General features: G+C 63.6%; 17 protein-coding genes. 15 read left to right on the top strand and 2 right to left on the bottom strand.

Annotation, left to right across the window (positions count from 1 at the left end):
• Nucleotides 1–10 precede the first annotated feature (10 nt).
• The 10 genes from BC1002_RS08765 to BC1002_RS08720 all read left to right on the top strand — a co-directional run bounded on the left by BC1002_RS08765 (nucleotide 11) and on the right by BC1002_RS08720 (nucleotide 11,148).
• A complete protein-coding gene (locus tag BC1002_RS08765; protein WP_013089699.1) occupies nucleotides 11–1,216 on the top strand; it encodes a 1-deoxy-D-xylulose-5-phosphate reductoisomerase in 1,206 nt (401 codons plus the stop codon).
• A 7-nt stretch (nucleotides 1,217–1,223) separates the two neighbouring features.
• Entirely contained in the window at nucleotides 1,224–2,618 is a 1,395-nt protein-coding gene (gene rseP, locus BC1002_RS08760) for an RIP metalloprotease RseP (protein WP_013089698.1), read from the top strand.
• 67 nt (nucleotides 2,619–2,685) lie between these two features.
• Nucleotides 2,686–4,998 carry an outer membrane protein assembly factor BamA gene (gene bamA / locus BC1002_RS08755; RefSeq protein WP_013089697.1) on the top strand — a complete coding sequence of 771 codons (2,313 nt, stop codon included), beginning with the start codon at nucleotides 2,686–2,688 and terminating at the stop codon, nucleotides 4,996–4,998.
• Between the two features lie 103 nt (nucleotides 4,999–5,101).
• Nucleotides 5,102–5,623 carry an OmpH/Skp family outer membrane protein gene (locus tag BC1002_RS08750; RefSeq protein WP_026225318.1) on the top strand — a complete coding sequence of 174 codons (522 nt, stop codon included), beginning with the start codon at nucleotides 5,102–5,104 and terminating at the stop codon, nucleotides 5,621–5,623.
• Between the two features lie 76 nt (nucleotides 5,624–5,699).
• On the top strand, nucleotides 5,700–6,812 hold the full coding sequence (gene lpxD, locus BC1002_RS08745; protein ID WP_013089695.1) for a UDP-3-O-(3-hydroxymyristoyl)glucosamine N-acyltransferase: 1,113 nt from the start codon (nucleotides 5,700–5,702) through the stop codon (nucleotides 6,810–6,812).
• Nucleotides 6,813–6,997: 185 nt separating this feature from the next.
• Complete coding sequence (gene fabZ, locus BC1002_RS08740) at nucleotides 6,998–7,462, top strand: 3-hydroxyacyl-ACP dehydratase FabZ (RefSeq protein WP_006048683.1); 465 nt, start codon at nucleotides 6,998–7,000, stop codon at nucleotides 7,460–7,462.
• Between the two features lie 95 nt (nucleotides 7,463–7,557).
• Entirely contained in the window at nucleotides 7,558–8,346 is a 789-nt protein-coding gene (lpxA, locus tag BC1002_RS08735) for an acyl-ACP--UDP-N-acetylglucosamine O-acyltransferase (RefSeq protein WP_013089694.1), read from the top strand.
• A 3-nt stretch (nucleotides 8,347–8,349) separates the two neighbouring features.
• Nucleotides 8,350–9,519 carry a lipid-A-disaccharide synthase gene (gene lpxB / locus BC1002_RS08730; RefSeq protein ID WP_013089693.1) on the top strand — a complete coding sequence of 390 codons (1,170 nt, stop codon included), beginning with the start codon at nucleotides 8,350–8,352 and terminating at the stop codon, nucleotides 9,517–9,519.
• Nucleotides 9,516–10,265 (top strand): ribonuclease HII, encoded by a 750-nt coding sequence (gene rnhB / locus BC1002_RS08725; RefSeq protein ID WP_013089692.1) that lies wholly within the window; start codon nucleotides 9,516–9,518, stop codon nucleotides 10,263–10,265. Before lpxB ends, rnhB begins: the two co-directional genes overlap by 4 nt.
• A gap of 94 nt (nucleotides 10,266–10,359) precedes the next feature.
• Nucleotides 10,360–11,148, top strand: a complete 789-nt coding sequence (locus BC1002_RS08720; RefSeq protein WP_013089691.1) for a TrmH family RNA methyltransferase — start codon at nucleotides 10,360–10,362, stop codon at nucleotides 11,146–11,148.
• A 58-nt stretch (nucleotides 11,149–11,206) separates the two neighbouring features.
• Here the strand turns inward: BC1002_RS08720 and ppsR are convergent, their stop codons facing one another.
• Nucleotides 11,207–12,022, bottom strand: coding sequence for a posphoenolpyruvate synthetase regulatory kinase/phosphorylase PpsR (gene ppsR / locus BC1002_RS08715; RefSeq protein WP_013089690.1), 816 nt, complete (start codon nucleotides 12,020–12,022; stop codon nucleotides 11,207–11,209).
• A gap of 468 nt (nucleotides 12,023–12,490) precedes the next feature.
• Here ppsR and ppsA point away from each other — a divergent pair, with 468 nt between their 5' ends.
• The 3 genes from ppsA (at nucleotide 12,491) to BC1002_RS08700 (ending at nucleotide 16,561) form a co-directional block, all read left to right on the top strand.
• Complete coding sequence (gene ppsA, locus BC1002_RS08710; RefSeq protein WP_013089689.1) at nucleotides 12,491–14,893, top strand: phosphoenolpyruvate synthase; 2,403 nt, start codon at nucleotides 12,491–12,493, stop codon at nucleotides 14,891–14,893.
• A 117-nt stretch (nucleotides 14,894–15,010) separates the two neighbouring features.
• Nucleotides 15,011–15,466, top strand: a complete 456-nt coding sequence (locus BC1002_RS08705) for an NfeD family protein (protein WP_041734644.1) — start codon at nucleotides 15,011–15,013, stop codon at nucleotides 15,464–15,466.
• A 147-nt stretch (nucleotides 15,467–15,613) separates the two neighbouring features.
• Nucleotides 15,614–16,561 (top strand): SPFH domain-containing protein, encoded by a 948-nt coding sequence (locus tag BC1002_RS08700; protein ID WP_013089687.1) that lies wholly within the window; start codon nucleotides 15,614–15,616, stop codon nucleotides 16,559–16,561.
• A 100-nt stretch (nucleotides 16,562–16,661) separates the two neighbouring features.
• On the opposite strand, the gene smpB is transcribed toward BC1002_RS08700, so the two are convergent.
• A complete protein-coding gene (gene smpB / locus BC1002_RS08695; RefSeq protein ID WP_013089686.1) occupies nucleotides 16,662–17,108 on the bottom strand; it encodes an SsrA-binding protein SmpB in 447 nt (148 codons plus the stop codon).
• Between the two features lie 100 nt (nucleotides 17,109–17,208).
• On the opposite strand from smpB, the gene BC1002_RS08690 reads away from it, so the two are divergent.
• Both BC1002_RS08690 and BC1002_RS08685 read left to right on the top strand, forming a co-directional pair.
• Complete coding sequence (locus tag BC1002_RS08690; protein WP_013089685.1) at nucleotides 17,209–17,646, top strand: type II toxin-antitoxin system RatA family toxin; 438 nt, start codon at nucleotides 17,209–17,211, stop codon at nucleotides 17,644–17,646.
• Nucleotides 17,643–17,975, top strand: a complete 333-nt coding sequence (locus tag BC1002_RS08685; RefSeq protein ID WP_013089684.1) for an RnfH family protein — start codon at nucleotides 17,643–17,645, stop codon at nucleotides 17,973–17,975. The genes BC1002_RS08690 and BC1002_RS08685 overlap by 4 nt, the downstream gene beginning before the upstream one ends.
• Nucleotides 17,976–18,002 lie beyond the last annotated feature (27 nt).

Raw genomic sequence — 18,002 nt, 5'->3', positions numbered from 1 at the left:
AGAAAGAGATATGCAAAAACGTCTGACATTGCTCGGTTCCACGGGCTCGATTGGAGACAGTACGCTCGACGTGGTCGCGCGCCATCCCGAGCGTTTTTCCATTTACGCGCTGAGCGCGCATCGCAACGGCGACAAGCTCGTCGAGCAATGCCTGCGCTTCGCGCCCGAAGTGGCGGTGGTCGGCGACGCCGACACGGCCGCGAAGGTCGCCGCGAAGCTGCGCGATGCGGGCAGCAAGACCGAGGTCACTTACGGGCCGCAGGCGCTCGTCGACGTTGCGAAAAGCGAGGGCTGCGACACGGTGGTCGCGGCGATCGTCGGCGCAGCGGGTCTCGCACCGAGCCTTGCCGCGGCGCGCTCCGGCAAACGCATCCTGCTCGCGAACAAGGAAGCGCTGGTGATGTCCGGCGCGATCTTCATGGACGCGGTGCACGACAACGGCGCGGTGCTGCTACCGGTCGACAGCGAACATAACGCGATCTTCCAGTGTCTGCCGCGCGAAGCATCGCTGCATGGCGGCGTGTCGAAGATCATCCTGACCGCGTCGGGCGGCCCGTTCCGCACGCGCGAACCGGCCACGCTCGTCGACGTGACGCCTGACGAAGCCTGCAAGCATCCGAACTGGGTAATGGGCCGCAAGATCTCGGTCGACTCGGCGACGATGATGAACAAGGGCCTCGAAGTGATCGAGGCACATTGGTTGTTCGACCTGCCCGGCGAACGTATCGACGTGCTGATCCATCCGCAGAGCGTGATCCATTCACTGGTCTCGTACGCGGACGGTTCGGTGCTCGCGCAGCTCGGCAACCCCGACATGCGTACGCCGATCGCGCACGCGCTCGCGTTCCCGGATCGTGTCGATTCCGGCGTCGCACAGCTCGATCTCGCGGAGATCGCGTCGCTGTCGTTCGAAAAGCCCGACTACGCGCGCTTCCCCTGCCTCGCCCTCGCGATGAAGGCGCTTGCCGAAGGCGGCGTTGCGAGCGCGGCGTTGAATGCCGCGAACGAGATCGCGGTGGAGGCGTTCCTCGCGCGCCGCATCGGCTTCATGGCGATTGCCCAGGTCGTCGACTCGGTGCTGAACGCATTTCCGAACCGCAGCGCGCACGCGCTCGACGACGTCATCGAAGCCGACGCCGCCGCGCGCCGCGCCGCTGCCGAATTCATCGCGCGTCTGCCCGACGGCGCCCGTCGCACGGAACGCGCCGTCCAGTGAGGCGCTTATGAATCTGCTGATCGAACTGCTCGCCTTCGCGGTTGCGATTGGCGTACTCGTGGTGGTCCACGAGTACGGGCACTACAGCGTCGCGCGCCTGTGCGGCGTGAAGGTGCTGCGTTTTTCGATCGGCTTCGGCAAGCCGCTGGTTCAGTGGGTCAGTCAGAAGACCGGCACCGAGTGGACGATTGCCGCGCTGCCACTAGGCGGCTACGTGAAGATGCTCGACGAGCGCGAAGCCGGCCCCGGCTCGGTTCCCGACGCGGATCTGCCGCATGCGTTCAATCGCCAGTCGGTGTGGCGGCGCTTCGCGATCGTCGCGGCCGGTCCAGTCGCGAATTTCCTGCTTGCCATCGTGCTGTTCGCGCTCGTCTTCGCGACGGGCGTGACCGAACCGGCGGCCGTGATCGCGACGCCCGCGCCGAACACACCCGCCGCGCTGGCGGGGTTCGAGGGCGGCGAGACGATCGTTGGCGTGCGCACCGGCCATAGCGACGAGACCGAACCGGTGCGCTCGTGGTCGGATCTGCGCTGGAAGCTGCTCGGCGCCGCATTCGACCAGCAGCGCATCGTGCTCAGTGCGAAAGACGCACACGGCACCTCCGATTTTCCGATGGACCTGCGCGGCATCGGCGAGAAAGACGTCGACGACGATCTGATGTCGCGCCTCGGCTTCGAGCCAGGTGGCGGCAAGCTGACGGTGGCGGGCGTGCAGGCGGGCAGCGCCGCGCAGAAGGCGGGGCTCGTCGCGGGCGACCGGCTGCGCGCGATCAACGGTACGCCGACCGATAATGCCGCGGCCTTCATTGCCTATGTAAAATCGCACGCCGGTATGCCGGTCACGCTGCGGGTGGAGCGCGGCGGCCGCGGCGGACATACGGTGGGCGTGCTCGAAGAGATCACGATCGTGCCGCAACTGCAGCGCGATGCGGCGAGCGGGCAGCAGATAGGCCGCATCGGCGCGGAGCTGGCGACCCAGGTGCCGTCGATCGATGTGCGCTACGGCCCGCTCGACAGCCTGCGCCTCGGCGCGCGCCGGACGTGGGACCTCGCGGTGTACTCCGTGCGGATGTTTGGCCGGATGATCGTCGGCGAGGCATCGCTGAAGAACCTTTCCGGTCCGGTGACGATCGCCGACTACGCGGGAAAGAGCGCACGTCTGGGTCCTTCCGCGTTTTTGTCGTTCCTGGCCCTTGTCAGCATTAGCCTCGGCGTGCTGAACCTGCTACCAATTCCGGTATTGGACGGGGGTCATCTGTTATATTATTTGGTTGAAGCTGTGACCGGTAAAGTTGTCTCTGATCGCTGGCAACTCGTTTTTCAGAGGGCGGGTCTTGCCTGCATCGTCGCGTTATCGGCGATTGCGCTGTTCAACGATCTGGCTCGTTTAATCCATTTTTAAAGTGTCCGGCGGCGTTCTCGAGGGCGGCCGCCTGGCCTGATGCAGCTATACACACTGGGGAAGCACGTTGTTCAAACCTCATCGCTTTGGTCCAAAGACGGTTATAGCCGCGGCGTTCGCCGCGCATGGGCTGGTTGCTCATGCAACGACGCCCTTCGTGGTGCAAGACATTCGCATTGAGGGATTGCAACGCGTCGAACCGGGTACGGTGTTCGCGTACCTGCCCATCAAACAAGGCGATACCTTTTCCGACGACAAGGCCTCTGAAGCGATTCGCGCTCTGTACGCGACGGGCTTCTTCAACGACGTCAAGATCGCCACCGAAGGCAACGTGGTGGTGGTGCAGGTGCAGGAGCGACCGGCCATTGGCACGATCGACTTCGCCGGCATCCACGAGTTCGAAAAGGACAACCTGATCAAGGCGCTGCGCGCGGTCGGGCTGTCGCAGGGCCGGTACTTCGACAAGGCGCTGGTTGACAAAGCCGAGCAGGAACTGAAACGCCAATACCTGACACGCGGTTTTTACGCGGCCGAAGTCACCACGACGATCACGCCGATCGACCGTAACCGCGTCGGTATCCTGTTCTCGGTGGCCGAAGGTCCGAGCGCGAAGATCCGCCAGATCAACTTCATCGGCAACAAGACATTCAGCACCGGCACGCTGCGCGACGAAATGCAGTTGTCCACGCCGAACTGGTTCTCGTGGTACACCAAGAACGACCTGTACGCGAAAGACAAGCTCACCGGCGACCTCGAGAACCTTCGCTCGTTCTACCTGAATCGCGGCTTCCTCGAGTTCAGCATCGAGTCGACCCAGGTGTCGATCTCGCCGGACAAGAAGGACATGTACCTGACCATCACGCTGCACGAAGGCCAGCCGTACACGATTTCGAACATCCGTCTCGCCGGTAATCTGCTCGATCGCGAAGCGGAGCTTAAAAAGCTCATCAAGATCAAGCCGGGCGACCGCTTCTCGGCCGAAAAGCTGCAGGCCACCACGAAGGCGATCGTCGACAAGCTCGGCGAATACGGCTATGCGTTCGCGACCGTCAATGCACAGCCGAATATCGACCAGAACAACCACACCGTCGACCTGACGCTGCAGGTCGACCCGAGCCGTCGCGTCTACGTACGACGCATCAACGTGGTCGGCAACACGCGCACGCGCGACGAAGTGGTGCGCCGCGAAATGCGCCAGCTCGAAAGCTCGTGGTTCGATTCGAACCGCCTGTCGCTGTCGAAGGACCGTATCAATCGTCTCGGCTACTTCACCGACGTCGACGTGACCACGGTGCCCGTCGAAGGCACGCCCGACCAGGTCGACATCGACGTGAAGGTCGCCGAAAAGCCGACCGGCGCGATTACGCTCGGTGCGGGTTTCTCGTCGACGGACAAGGTGGTGCTGTCGGCGGGTATCTCGCAGGACAACGTGTTCGGCTCCGGTACGAGCCTCGCGGTGAACATCAATACCGCGAAGACGTATCGTACGCTGACGGTCACGCAGGTCGACCCGTACTTCACGGTGGACGGCATCAAGCGGATCACCGACGTCTACTACCGTACGTATCAGCCGCTGTACTACTCGACCGATTCGAGCTTCAAGATCGTCACGATGGGCGGCGACCTGAAGTTCGGCATTCCGTTTTCCGAAGTCGATACCGTGTACTTCGGCGCGGGCTTCGAACAGAACCAGCTGGACGTCGACGCAAATACCCCGGCTTCATACCGGCAATATGTGAATGACTTCGGCCGGGTCTCGAACAACGTGCCGCTTACGGTTGGCTGGTCGCGTGATGCGCGCGACAGCGCGCTGGTGCCAAGCCGCGGCTACTTCGCGCAGGCGAACGCAGAATACGGGACGCCGATCGGTGGCACCCAGTACTACAAGGCCGACATCAACGCGCAGTACTATTATTCGTTTGCGCGCGGCTTTGTGCTGGGCTTCAACTTCCAGGGCGGCTATGGTAACGGCCTTTCCGGCAAGCCTTATCCTATCTTCAAGAACTATTACGCGGGCGGTATCGGTTCGGTGCGTGGTTACGAGCCGAGCTCACTGGGTCCGCGTGACAAAACGACCGGCGACCCGATCGGCGGCTCGAAGCTGCTGGTGGGCAATATCGAGTTGACGTTCCCGCTGCCAGGCACCGGTTATGACCGCACGCTGCGTGTGTTCACCTTCCTGGACGCTGGTAACGTCTGGGCGGACGCGAGCACGGCAGCGACGTCGACTGGCGCGAACGGCCTGCGTTACGGCTACGGTGTGGGTCTCGCGTGGATCTCGCCGATCGGCCCGCTCAAGTTGAGCCTTGGCTTCCCGCTCACGAAGCACACGGGCGACCAGTATCAGAAGTTCCAGTTCCAGATCGGGACCGCGTTCTGATTGGGGCGGCCGGCTGCGGCGGCGGGCGCTCCCGACGGCCGGCTGCGGCGGCGGATGCTCCCGGCGGCGAGCCCGGCCAAACTACAGTATCGAGAGGATGACTTTGCTAACCGGTATGTTTTCGAAACGTGTAGCGTGCGCATTGGCGCTGGCAATGACCCTCGGGGTCGGCATGGCGCACGCGCAGGAGGCGAGAATCGCCGCGGTGAATTCCGACCGAATCCTGCGCGAATCCGCGGCGGCGAAAGCCGCGCAGCTGAAGCTCGAGGCCGAATTCGCGAAGCGGGACAAGGATCTCGCCGACATGGCGCAAAAGCTCAAGTCGATGTCCGATGCACTCGACAAGAATGGCGCGACAATGTCGGCAACCGATCGCGCTCAGAAGCAGCGCGACCTGTCGCAGCTCGACTCGGACTTCCAGCGCAAGCAGCGTGAGTTCCGCGAAGACCTGAACCAGCGCCGCAACGAGGAACTCGCGGCGGTGCTCGATCGCGCGAACAAGGTCATCAAACAGATCGCCGAAACGCAGCACTACGATCTGATCGTGCAGGAAGCGGTGTATGTGAGCCCGCGCATCGATATCACCGACCAGGTGCTCAAGGCACTGGCGGCATCGGGCAACTAAGGGCAACCGAGGGCGGCGCACGGTCGCGCCCGCGCACGCCCTCGCAATGATTGAATAGGTTGGAGACAGGATAGGCATGGCATTTACGCTCGAGGACATCGTCCAGCGGTTCGGCGGTGAGGTAGTCGGTAACGGGTCGCAGCGCGTGAGCAGTCTCGCGCCGCTCGACCAGGCAGGCCCGGACCAGTTGGCGTTCCTCGCCAATCCGAAATATCTGTCGCAAGTCGAAACGACCCGCGCCGGCGCGGTGCTGATCAATGCCGGCGACCTCGAGAAGCTCGCTTCACGCGAAGGTCGAAACTTCATCGTCACGCCGAATCCCTACGCTTACTTTGCGCGCATCGCGCAAACCTTCATCGACCTCGCCGCGCCGAAGGCGGTCCCCGGCGTGCATCCGAGCGCAACCATCGATCCTTCCGCGCAGGTCGCCGCAAGCGCGGTGATCGGCCCGCGTGTCACCGTGGAAGCGGGCGCGGTGATCGGCGAACATGCGCGGCTCGACGCCAATGTCGTGATCGGCCGCGGCACGCGTGTCGGCGCGCACACGCATCTGTATCCGAACGTGACCGTGTACCACGGCTGCAAGCTCGGCGAGCGCGTGACCGTGCACGCGGGCGCGGTGATCGGCTCGGACGGCTTCGGTTTCGCGCCCGACTTCGTCGGCGAGGGCGATGCGCGCACCGGCAGCTGGGTGAAGATTCCGCAGGTCGGCGGCGTGTCGATCGCGAACGACGTCGAAATCGGTGCGAACACTACGATCGACCGCGGCGCGATGGCCGACACGATCATCGAGGAGTGCGTGAAGATCGACAACCTCGTGCAGATCGGCCACAACTGCAAGGTCGGCGCCTACACGGTGATCGCGGGCTGCGCGGGCATCGCGGGCAGCACGACCATCGGGCGTCACTGCATGATCGGCGGCGCGGTCGGCATTGCCGGACACGTGACGCTCGCCGATCACGTGATCGTCACCGCGAAGTCGGGCGTGTCGAAGTCGCTGCTGAAGCCCGGCATGTACACGAGTGCGTTCCCCGCCGTGAACCACGCGGACTGGAACAAGAGCGCCGCGCTGCTGCGCAATATCGACAAGCTTCGCGATCGCATCAAGGCGCTGGAGAACGCCGCCGCCGACAAGGCCGGCAATGCCCCCGACGGCGCCGCAGGTCAACCCGCAGGCAACAAGATCTGATAGTTATCCCGGCGACCCACCGGCACCGCGTAAAATAGTGGTCGAGCATCAGGAAGCAAAGCCGGTGGCCGTGACCGGGTGGCACGGCCACCGGTCATCCGAGGCGCCGGTCGCGCGCGTTTTCAACCCACCTGCACCAGCATCCGCAGTCATCATCGCGCAGTCAATGCGTGAGCAGAAACACCATGAGCACCGAAAAAATCAATCTCGACATTCATAAGATTCTCACGCTGCTGCCGCATCGTTATCCGATCCTGCTGGTCGACCGGGTGCTCGAACTCGAACCGCACAAGAGCATCAAAGCGTTGAAGAACGTGTCGATCAATGAGCCGTATTTCCAGGGACATTTCCCGACGCGGCCGGTGATGCCAGGCGTGCTGATCCTCGAAGCGCTCGCGCAGACCGCGGCGCTGCTGACGTTCTCGGAAGAGCCGAGCGATCCGTCGAACACGCTCTACCTGTTCGTCGGCATCGACAACGCGCGCTTCAAGCGCGTGGTGGAACCGGGCGATCAGCTGATCCTGAACTGCACGTTCGAGCGCCACATGCGCGGCATCTGGAAGTTCAAGGCGCGCGCCGAAGTGGATGGCGTCGTCGCGGCTGAAGCCGATCTGATGTGCGCGGTGCGCCACACGGACAAAGACGCGTAATGCCGGCGTCCCGGCAGGTCGCGGCACGGCACGCGCGCGGCGACCCCGGCGTCAAGGCCATCCACACAACGCAACAGAATCAGAAGCGAGGACGCATGAGCAGGATCCATCCCACCGCGATCATCGAAGCGGGCGCGCAAATCGACGAATCCGTCGAAGTCGGGCCCTATGCGGTGATCGGCGCACACGTGACGATCGGTGCGCGCAGCACGGTCGGCTCGCACAGCGTGATCGAAGGCTATACCACGATCGGCGATGACAACCGCATCGGCCATTACGCATCGGTCGGCGGCCGTCCGCAAGACATGAAGTACCGGGACGAGCCGACCAGGCTCGTGATCGGCAACCGCAACACGATCCGCGAATTCACGACGATCCACACCGGCACGGTGCAGGACGCGGGCGTCACCACGCTCGGCGACGACAACTGGATCATGGCCTACGTGCACATCGGACACGACTGCCACGTCGGCAGCAACGTGATCCTGTCGAGCAACGCGCAGATGGCCGGCCACGTGACGATCGGCGACCACGCGATCATCGGCGGCATGTCGGGCGTGCATCAGTTCGTGCGCATCGGCGCGCATGCGATGCTCGGCGGCGCGTCGGCGCTCGTGCAGGACGTGCCGCCCTATGTAATCGCCGCGGGCAATAAGGCCGAGCCGCACGGCATCAACGTCGAAGGGCTGCGCCGCCGCGGTTTCTCGGCGGACGCGATCTCGGTGCTGCGCTCCGCATATCGCGTGCTGTACAAGAACGGCCTGTCGCTCGAAGAAGCGAAGGTGCAATTGAAGGAACTCGGTTCGGCCGGTGGTGACGGCGACGCCCCGGTGCAGACGCTGCTCGCGTTCGTCGAAGCGTCGCAGCGCGGCATCATCCGCTAACCGATGACGTTGCAACCCAGTCCGCTGCGCGTCGCGATGGTGGCCGGCGAGCCGTCCGGCGACCTGCTCGCCGCGTCGCTGCTCGACGGTCTCGCCAGCCGGCTGCCCGCCGCCACGCAGTACTACGGCATCGGTGGTCCGCGCATGATCGCCACGGGCTTCGACGCCCACTGGCCGATGGAAAAGCTGACGGTGCGCGGCTATGTCGAAGCACTTCGTCACATCCCCGAAATCCTCGGCATCCGCAACGAACTCAAGCGTCAACTGCTTGCCGAGCCGCCGTCCGTGTTCGTCGGCGTCGACGCGCCCGATTTCAATTTCGGGCTCGAGCACGCGCTGCGAGACGCCGGCATTCCGACCGTGCACTTCGTCTGCCCGTCCATCTGGGCGTGGCGTGGCGGGCGCATCAAGAAGATCGCGAAGGCGGTCGACCACATGCTGTGCGTGTTCCCGTTCGAAACCGCGCTGCTCGAAAAGGCCGGCGTCGCGGCGTCGTACGTCGGGCATCCGCTGGCCGATCAGATCCCGCTCGAACCCGACACGCTCGGCGCGCGCCGCACGCTCGGTCTGGCGGAAAGCGGGCCGGTGATCGCGGTGCTGCCGGGCAGCCGGCGCTCCGAGATCGACCTGATCGGCCCGACATTCTTCGCGGCGATGGAGATGATGCAGCACCAGGAGCCCAGCGTGAGCTTCGTGATGCCGGCGGCGACGCCCGCGTTGCGCGCGCTGCTGCAGCCGCTCGTCGACGCGCACCCGGGTCTCGCGCTGACCATCATCGACGGCCAGTCGCAACTCGCCATGACCGCCGCCGACGCAATTCTCGTGAAGAGCGGCACGGTCACGCTCGAGGCCGCGCTGCTGAAAAAGCCGATGGTGATTTCGTACAAGGTGCCTTGGCTGACCGGCCAGATCATGCGCCGGCAGGGCTATCTGCCGTACGTGGGCCTGCCGAACATTCTGGCCGGGCGTTTCGTGGTGCCGGAAATCCTGCAGCACTTCGCGACGCCGCAGGCGCTCGCCGAGGCGACGCTGAAACAGTTGCGCGACGAAGCGAACCGGCGCACTCTGAAGGAAATCTTCACGGAGATGCACCACGTGCTGAAGCAGAACACCGCGCAGCGCGCGGCCGAAGTCGTGGCGAGCGTCGTCGAGCAACGGGCGGGGCGGCCATGACCCCCCCGCGCGCGCCTCGTCGCAAGACCGCGGCTGCCGTTCGGGTGGTCGCGCAAGCCGGCCTGAACTTCGAGAGCGCCGACGACATCGTCTGCGGCGTCGACGAAGCAGGGCGCGGACCGCTGGCCGGACCGGTCGTCGCGGCGGCGGTGATTTTCGATCCGACTAGACCGATGATCCGCGGCCTCGACGATTCGAAGGCGCTCACCGCACTCAAGCGTGAAGCGCTATACGACAAGATCGTCGATCGCGCGCTCGCTTACTGCGTCGCATCGGCGACGGTCGAAGAAATCGATTCGCTGAACATCCTGCACGCCACGATGCTCGCGATGAAGCGCGCGGTCGAGGGCCTGTCGGTAGTGCCGACGCTCGTGAAGATCGACGGCAACCGTTGCCCGACGCTCAGCATCCGCAGCGAAGCCGTGATCGGCGGCGACGCGCTCGTAAAGAGCATTTCGGCCGCGTCGATTCTCGCGAAGGTCACGCGCGACCGCATGCTGGTGGAACTGCACCACGCGTATCCGATGTACGGCTTTGACGCGCATGCGGGTTACGGCACGCCACAGCATCTCGCGGCGCTGCGCGAGCATGGGCCGTGCGAGCATCATCGGCGCTCGTTCGCGCCAGTGCGCGAAGCGCATCTGCGGTTCGGCACAGGCGTGCCGTTGCCATCGGCGGACGCCGTCATCGTGGCTGACGCGCTGCTGCTCGACGACGATGCGTTCGGCGAGGCCGGGCTCGCGTGACCGACCCCATCAGCGCGGTTCGCGCTTGAGCGCCGCTGAGTTGCCACTGAGTCGCCGCTCATTCCTTTTCCATTTCTCACCGCCTTCGCTGCCTGTGAAAGCCATCACCTCGCGGGACAATCCGCTCTACAAGCGCCTGAAGGCACTGGCCGGCTCGACGCATCAACAGCGCCGCAGCGGCCATGCGCTGCTCGAGGGCTTCCATCTCGCGAGCGCGTATCTCGACGTAGCCGGTCAGCCGGAGCTGTGCGTCGTCACCGACGGCGCGCTGCGTCACGAAGAAGCGCAGGCGATCGTGTCGCGCATCGACGAGCATCGGCTCGTAACGCTGCCGGATGCGTTGTTCGGACAGTTGTCGAACGTCGTGCATGGGGTTGGAATTCTGCTGCTGGTCGAGAAGCTCGATGCGCCGCCGCCCGAGCGCGTCGAGCAAAACTGTCTGGTGCTCGACGGCGTGCAGGACGCAGGCAACGTCGGTTCGATTCTGCGCAGCGCGGCGGCCGCGGGTATCGAACACGTGTTCTGCGCGCCGGGCACCGCGTACGCGTGGTCGTCGAAGGTGCTGCGCTCCGGCATGGGCGCCCACTTCCTGTTGCAGATTCATGAGGATGTCGACGCGAGTGCGCTGATCGAACGTCTCGCGGTCCCGATCGCCATCACCGATTCGCACGGCGCCGAAGCGATTTATGACTGCGACCTGAGCAGGCCGCTTGCATGGGTGTTCGGCAACGAAGGCGCGGGCGTGTCGCAGGTGTGGCGAGATGCCGTGTCGTTGCGGGTGACGATTCCGCAGCCTGGCGGCATGGAATCGCTGAACGTGGCGGCCGCGGCGGCGGTCTGCGTGTTCGAGCAGTGTCGCCAGCAGCGCGGGCGCAGAAAGTAGATGTGAGCGGCGTTGCGTGGGCGCTGGGCCGGCGTCGCAACGCCTGCTCGGCAGTCCGTCAATACGACGGCCGATCCAGCTTGATCTCCTGCAGGATCGTCGTCGCGATCTCCTCGATCGACTTGTGCGTCGACGACAGCCACTTGATCCCTTCGCGCCGCATCATCGCTTCCGCTTCGTTGATCTCATAGCGGCAGTTTTCCAGCGCCGCGTACTTGCTGCCCGGCCGCCGCTCGTTGCGGATCTCCGACAGACGCTGCGGATCGATCGACAACCCGAACATCTTCTGCCGATGCTCGAGCAGCGGCGTGGGCAGCTTGCCGCGTTCGAAATCTTCGGGAATCAGCGGATAGTTCGCTGCTTTCACGCCGTACTGCATCGCCAGATAAAGGCTCGTCGGCGTCTTGCCGCTGCGCGACACGCCGACGAGGATCACGTCGGCGTCCGCGAGATTGCGGTTCGATTGACCGTCGTCGTGCGCGAGCGAGAAATTGATGGCCTCGATCCGGTTCTTGTACTCCTCGGTGTCCGCGTTCTGGTGACCGCGGCCCATCGCGTGGCTCGACTTCAGCTCGAGTTCCTGCTCGAGCGGCTCGACGAAGGTCTGGAACATGTCGAGCACGAGTGCGTTCGAATCCTTCACGATCTGATTCGACGAGCTATCGACGAGCGTGGTGAACACGATCGGACGACGGCCGTCCTGCACGACCGCTTCGTTGATTTTTTCGAGCGTTGCGTAGGCCTTCTCGGTCGAGTCGACGAATGGCACGCGGACCAGGCGGAATTTCTGGTCGAACTGGGAGAGGATCGAATGCGCGAAGGTTTCGGCAGTGATCCCGGTACCGTCTGAGACGATGAATACGGTGGGCGGCATCAGTGGAGCTGTGAACGTGAAAGGCAAACGAGCCGGCAAAGTGCGGCGCCAAAACGCGCCTGAATCAATCCGCGCAGCGGCGCGGCCGGCATCGCAAAAGCCCGCTGGCTGGGCCGGGGCGCGATTCGAGACGCAATTCTCGACCGACTGCCACATTTGGGGAGTCGGCACGGTAGAATAGCGGCAACCTGTTGGATAAGCAATTGCAGGCGATTCGCCGGTAAATTACTGCGAACGGTCGTTCAACCCCACGTCATCTGGCGTCAATATGCGTTGAACGCAAGAGATCCAGCGGTAAGTGCGCCAATTGGCGTTCTTCGCCGCCGTCTCCATGCCAACGCATCTCCGCCTTAACGGCGATTGCTTATCTAACAGGTTGTGCAAGACACGGGGTCGAGCTTCCAATGGGCTGCCCGTGTTCAAGCCCACTTGCACAGTCGTGAATTTCTTTCACACTTAGGGGCTTGTATGACTAACGCAGTTTCCGTCGCAAAGGACAAGGCGTATGTAGTTCCGTTCGAGCAGTTGCGGATGACCGACGTGGAAATCGTCGGCGGCAAGAACGCGTCGCTGGGCGAGATGATCAGCCAGCTCGCGGAAGCCGGTGTGCGCGTGCCGACCGGTTTCGCGACCACCGCGCTCGCGTTCCGTGACTTCCTGCAGCACAACAATCTGACCGAACGCATCGCCAAACGTCTCGAGACGCTCGACGTCGACGACGTGAAGGCGCTCGCCGAAGCGGGCAAGGAGATCCGTCAATGGATCGTCGACGCGCCGCTGCAGCCGCAGCTCGAGGCTGACATTCGCGCAGGGTTCGACACGCTGCAAAAGAGCTCGCCCGAAGAGCTGTCGTTTGCCGTGCGTTCGTCCGCGACCGCGGAAGACCTGCCCGACGCATCGTTCGCCGGTCAGCAGGAAAGCTATCTGAACGTGGTCGGCATCGACGACGTGCTCGATCGCATGAAGCACGTCTTCGCGTCGCTGTACAACGACCGCGCTATCTCCTATCGCGTCCACAAGGGCTTCACGCATGCTGAAGTCGCGTTGTCGGCGGGCGTGCAGCGCATGGTGCGCTCGGACGTCGGCGCCGCGGGCGTGATGTTCACGCTCGATACCGAATCGGGCTTCAAGGACGCCGTCTTCATCACGTCGAGCTATGGCCTCGGCGAAACCGTCGTGCAGGGCGCGGTGAATCCGGACGAGTTCTACGTCTTCAAGACCACGCTCGCGCAGGGCAAGTACCCGATCATCCGCCGCTCGATCGGCTCGAAGCTGATCAAGATGGAGTTCACGAAGCCGGGCGAGCCGGGCCGCGTGAAGACCGTCGACGTCGCGCACGAGCAGCGCAACCGCTTCTCGATCACCGACGAAGACGTGATCGAACTCGCGAAGTACGCGGTCATCATCGAAAAGCACTACCAGCGTCCGATGGACATCGAGTGGGGCAAGGACGGCCGCGACGGCAAGATCTTCATCCTGCAGGCGCGCCCGGAAACGGTGAAGAGCCAGGGCGGCGGCAAGGCCGAGCAGCGCTTCAAGCTGAAGGGCCAGTCGAACGTGCTGGCCACCGGCCGCGCGATCGGTCAGAAGATCGGCGCGGGTCCGGTGCGCGTGATTCACGACCCGTCGGAGATGGACCGTGTGCAGCCGGGCGACGTGCTCGTCGCGGACATGACCGACCCGAACTGGGAGCCGGTCATGAAGCGTGCGTCGGCGATCGTCACGAACCGTGGCGGGCGCACCTGCCACGCGGCGATCATCGCGCGTGAGCTGGGCGTGCCGGCGGTGGTCGGCTGCGGCGACGCGACCGACGTGCTGAAGGACGGCGCGCTCGTCACGGTGTCGTGCGCGGAAGGCGACGAAGGCAAGATCTACGACGGCCTGCTCGAAACCGAAGTCACCGAAGTGCAGCGCGGCGAACTGCCGCCGATTCCGGTGAAGATCATGATGAACGTCGGCAATCCGCAGCTCGCGTTCGACTTCTCGCAACTGCCGAACGCAGGTGTGGGTCTCGCGCGTCTCGAGTTCATCATCAACAACAACATCGGTGTGCACCCGAAGGCGATCCTCGAGTACCCGAATGTCGATCAGGACCTGAAGAAGGCGGTCGAAAGCGTTGCGCGCGGTCACGCGTCGCCGCGCGCGTTCTACGTCGACAAGCTGACCGAAGGCATCGCGACGATCGCGGCGGCGTTCTATCCGAAGCCCGTCATCGTGCGTATGTCGGACTTCAAGTCGAACGAGTACAAAAAGCTGATCGGCGGTTCGCGCTACGAGCCGGACGAGGAAAATCCGATGCTCGGCTTCCGCGGCGCGTCGCGCTATATCGCGGAAGACTTCGCCGAAGCGTTCCAGATGGAATGTGTCGCGCTGAAGAAGGTGCGTGAAGAGATGGGCCTCGACAACGTCGAGATCATGGTGCCGTTCGTGCGTACGCTGAAGCAGGCGGAGCGCGTGGTCGGGCTGCTCGCGAAGTTCGGCCTGAAGCGCGGCGAGAAGGGTTTGCGCCTGATCATGATGTGCGAAGTGCCGTCGAACGCGATCCTCGCCGAAGAGTTCCTGCAGTACTTCGACGGTTTCTCGATCGGCTCGAACGACCTGACGCAGCTCACGCTCGGCCTCGACCGCGACTCCGGCATGGAACTGCTCGCCGTCGATTTCGACGAGCGCGATCCGGCGGTCAAGTTCATGTTGAAGCGCGCAATCGAAACCTGTCTGCGTCTGGACAAGTACGTCGGTATCTGCGGCCAGGGGCCGTCGGATCACCCGGACTTCGCGCAATGGCTGACGGACGAAGGCATCAAGTCGATCTCGCTGAACCCCGACACGATCATCGATACGTGGCAGCAGCTGGCAAAGGCAAAGGCGTAACTTGCGAGGTATCGAATGCCGCTTCGCAGGCGGCATTCAGCACGCGTTAAAGGCACGTTCGCTTCGTGCTATAAACACCCCGGTAGATCCGGGGTGTTTTGCTTTGTGGAGGTCGACGTGGCGCCTGGTGGACTGTTCTGGTGGATCGGAGCGGGTGTGCTTGTCGTGCTGGAGCTGATGAGCGGCACCTTCTATCTGTTGATGATCGCGTTCGGCTTCGTCGCGGCCGGACTTGCGCGCATTGCCGGCGCCGGGCCCGATCTGCAGTTCGTGGTCGCGGCGCTGGTCGCGCTCGCGGCGGTCGTGGTGCTCAGACGCTCGCGCTTTGCCCGTCGCAGGCGTGAGCAGGCGTCGCGCAATCCCGACGTCAATCTGGACATCGGGCAGACGCTGAACGTGCCGGCCTGGCAGGGGCGCAAAGCGCGTGCGACCTATCGTGGCGCCGCCTGGGATGTCGAGCTGGCCGCGGGCGAACCCGAAGACGCGCAGGTCTACGAGATCAGGGAGTTGCGCGGCAGTTGTCTCGTGGTCGTCGCGAGCCGGCAGCCGAAGGCGCGCGCGGGCACGACCTGACGATCCGAACCCGCATGTTGGGTGCGGTGTTCGCCACGCGCGCTCATCGATATCCCTTCACAAAGCGAAGCACCAGAGCCTAATCTGAACACGCAGGCCCGACCAACCTGCGCATAACAATTCGAAGCAGAATCGGAGGGTAGCGATATGGATTCAACCATCGTCGGGGCAGTGCTGCTGATCGTCGTGATCGTGCTCGCCTCGCAGACCATCAAGATCGTGCCGCAACAGCATGCGTGGGTGCTCGAGCGCCTCGGCCGTTACCACGCGACGCTGACGCCGGGTCTGAGCTTCGCGTTCCCGTTCGTCGACCGGGTCGCGTACAAGCATGTGCTGAAGGAGATTCCTCTCGAGGTGCCGAGTCAGGTCTGTATCACACGCGACAACACGCAGCTGCAGGTCGACGGCGTGCTGTATTTCCAGGTCACCGATCCGATGAAGGCATCGTACGGATCGAGCAACTTCGTGTTCGCGATCACGCAGTTGTCGCAGACCACACTGCGCTCGGTCATCGGCAAGCTGGAGCTCGACCGGACCTTCGAGGAGCGCGATTTCATCAATCACAGCATCGTGTCCGCACTCGACGAGGCGGCCGCGAACTGGGGCGTAAAAGTGCTGCGCTACGAGATCAAGGACCTGACGCCGCCGAAGGAAATCCTTCACGCGATGCAAGCGCAGATTACCGCCGAGCGCGAGAAGCGCGCGCTGATCGCGGCCTCGGAAGGGCGCAAGCAGGAGCAGATCAATATCGCGTCGGGCGGCCGCGAGGCGGCGATCCAGACGTCCGAAGGCGAGCGGCAGGCGGCGATCAACCAGGCGCAGGGCCAGGCCGCGGCGATTCTGGCGGTGGCCGAGGCGAACGCGCAGGCGATCCAGAAGATCGCCGCGGCGATCCAACTGAACGGCGGCATGGACGCAGTGAATCTGAAGGTGGCCGAACAGTACGTGAACGCGTTTTCGAATCTCGCGAAGCAGGGCACGACGCTGATCGTGCCGGGCGATATGTCGAACATGAGTTCGATGATCGCGTCGGCGCTGACGATCGTGAACAAGGGCAGGGCGGCAGCGGAGCCACTGCGAAGCGACCTGCGCTGACGAACCAGGCAATCAGCGCGCAATGAGCGCGTGACAAAAAGCAAATGGCCCGCACATCGTTGTGCGGGCCATTTTTGCATGAGTCGGAAAGGAAACGCGCTTACGTCGGCGAGCGCATCAGGCGCGCCTTCTCGCGTTCCCAGTCGCGCTTCTTCTCGGTCTCGCGCTTGTCGTGCATCTTCTTGCCCTTCGCGAGACCGATCTCGCATTTGACGCGACCGTTTTTGTAGTGAAAGTTCAACGGCACGAGCGTGTAGCCGCGCTGCTCGACCTTGCCGATCAGCTTGCTGATTTCCTCGCTATGCAGCAGCAACTTGCGCGTGCGCACCGGGTCCGGATGGATGTGCGTCGACGCTTCGGGCAGCGGGCTGATGTGCGTGCCGATCAGGAACAGCTCGCCATTACGGATCACCACGTAGCCTTCCTTGATCTGGCCGCGCCCCGCGCGCAACGCCTTGACCTCCCATCCTTCGAGCACGAGGCCTGCCTCATAGCGTTCCTCGACCGAATAGTCGTAGAAGGCTTTTCTGTTGTCGATGATGCTCATGAATGGAAAGTGCCCAACTCGTTTAAAATTACGATTTTAGCAAAGCGGGACAAGGAAAGCCCGCCGCGCTCGTCCACCCTTGCCGCGCGCTGTTCAATTTATGGCAGATGTCCAGAAAACCGTGTTGATTCGCCATTCGGCGGAACAGATGTTCGACCTCGTCACCGACGTCGACGATTACCCCAACTTCCTGCCATGGTGCGGCGGCATCGAGATTCGTCACCGGGACGACACCAGCATGGAGGCGCGGATCGATATCAACTTCAAGGGCATCAAGCAGCATTTCGCCACGCGCAACTCGATGGAGCGCCCCACGCGCATCGATATGGAATTCGCCGACGGTCCGTTTCGCAAGTTCACCGGTTTCTGGCGCTTCACGCCGCTGCGCGCGGACGCGTGCAAGATCGAATTCGCGCTGCACTATGAGTTCACCAGCATCCTGCTCGAGAAGATCATCGGGCCGGTGTTCAATCACATCGCCAATACCTTCGTCGAATCTTTCGTGAAGCGCGCCAATCAGCGCTATGGTCAGGCATGAGCGCGCGGCTAACGGTTGAGGTCTGCTATGCGCTCGCCGGCGAGCAGGCATTGATCGCGCTCGAGTTGCCCGCGGGCGCGACGCTGCAGCAGGCGATCGATGCCAGCGGGATTCTGCAGCGTTTTCCATCGATCGATCTGAACACGCAGAAGGTGGGTGTGTTCGGCAAGCTCAAGCCGCTCGATACGGTGCTGGCCGACCATGATCGCGTCGAGATTTACCGGCCTTTATTGGTCGATCCGAAGGTGTCGCGCCAACGCCGCGTCGAAAAGACGCGCAAGGCGGGGTCGGTCGAGGGACGGCGCTGGTTGAACAAGGATTCGCGCTAGGCGGCGCGAGCTGGTGTGGCGGTGAAC

This window comes from Paraburkholderia atlantica (assembly GCF_000092885.1).
Classification (GTDB): domain Bacteria; phylum Pseudomonadota; class Gammaproteobacteria; order Burkholderiales; family Burkholderiaceae; genus Paraburkholderia; species Paraburkholderia atlantica.
The sequence above is the reverse complement of the archived record's forward strand: the minus strand, read 5'-3'. Positions and strand labels throughout refer to the sequence as shown.

Bases quoted from the DNA above. Each gene is read 5' to 3' on its own strand.
- smpB (WP_013089686.1), bottom strand. From the start codon at position 17,108: ATGAGCATCATCGACAACAGAAAAGCCTTCTACGACTATTCGGTCGAG.
- lpxB (WP_013089693.1), top strand. From the start codon at position 8,350: ATGACGTTGCAACCCAGTCCGCTGCGCGTCGCGATGGTGGCCGGCGAG.
- BC1002_RS08690 (WP_013089685.1), top strand. From the start codon at position 17,209: ATGGCAGATGTCCAGAAAACCGTGTTGATTCGCCATTCGGCGGAACAG.
- rnhB (WP_013089692.1), top strand. From the start codon at position 9,516: ATGACCCCCCCGCGCGCGCCTCGTCGCAAGACCGCGGCTGCCGTTCGG.
- BC1002_RS08685 (WP_013089684.1), top strand. From the start codon at position 17,643: ATGAGCGCGCGGCTAACGGTTGAGGTCTGCTATGCGCTCGCCGGCGAG.
- lpxD (WP_013089695.1), top strand. From the start codon at position 5,700: ATGGCATTTACGCTCGAGGACATCGTCCAGCGGTTCGGCGGTGAGGTA.
- lpxA (WP_013089694.1), top strand. From the start codon at position 7,558: ATGAGCAGGATCCATCCCACCGCGATCATCGAAGCGGGCGCGCAAATC.
- BC1002_RS08765 (WP_013089699.1), top strand. From the start codon at position 11: ATGCAAAAACGTCTGACATTGCTCGGTTCCACGGGCTCGATTGGAGAC.
- BC1002_RS08700 (WP_013089687.1), top strand. From the start codon at position 15,614: ATGGATTCAACCATCGTCGGGGCAGTGCTGCTGATCGTCGTGATCGTG.
- rseP (WP_013089698.1), top strand. From the start codon at position 1,224: ATGAATCTGCTGATCGAACTGCTCGCCTTCGCGGTTGCGATTGGCGTA.
- ppsA (WP_013089689.1), top strand. From the start codon at position 12,491: ATGACTAACGCAGTTTCCGTCGCAAAGGACAAGGCGTATGTAGTTCCG.
- fabZ (WP_006048683.1), top strand. From the start codon at position 6,998: ATGAGCACCGAAAAAATCAATCTCGACATTCATAAGATTCTCACGCTG.
- ppsR (WP_013089690.1), bottom strand. From the start codon at position 12,022: ATGCCGCCCACCGTATTCATCGTCTCAGACGGTACCGGGATCACTGCC.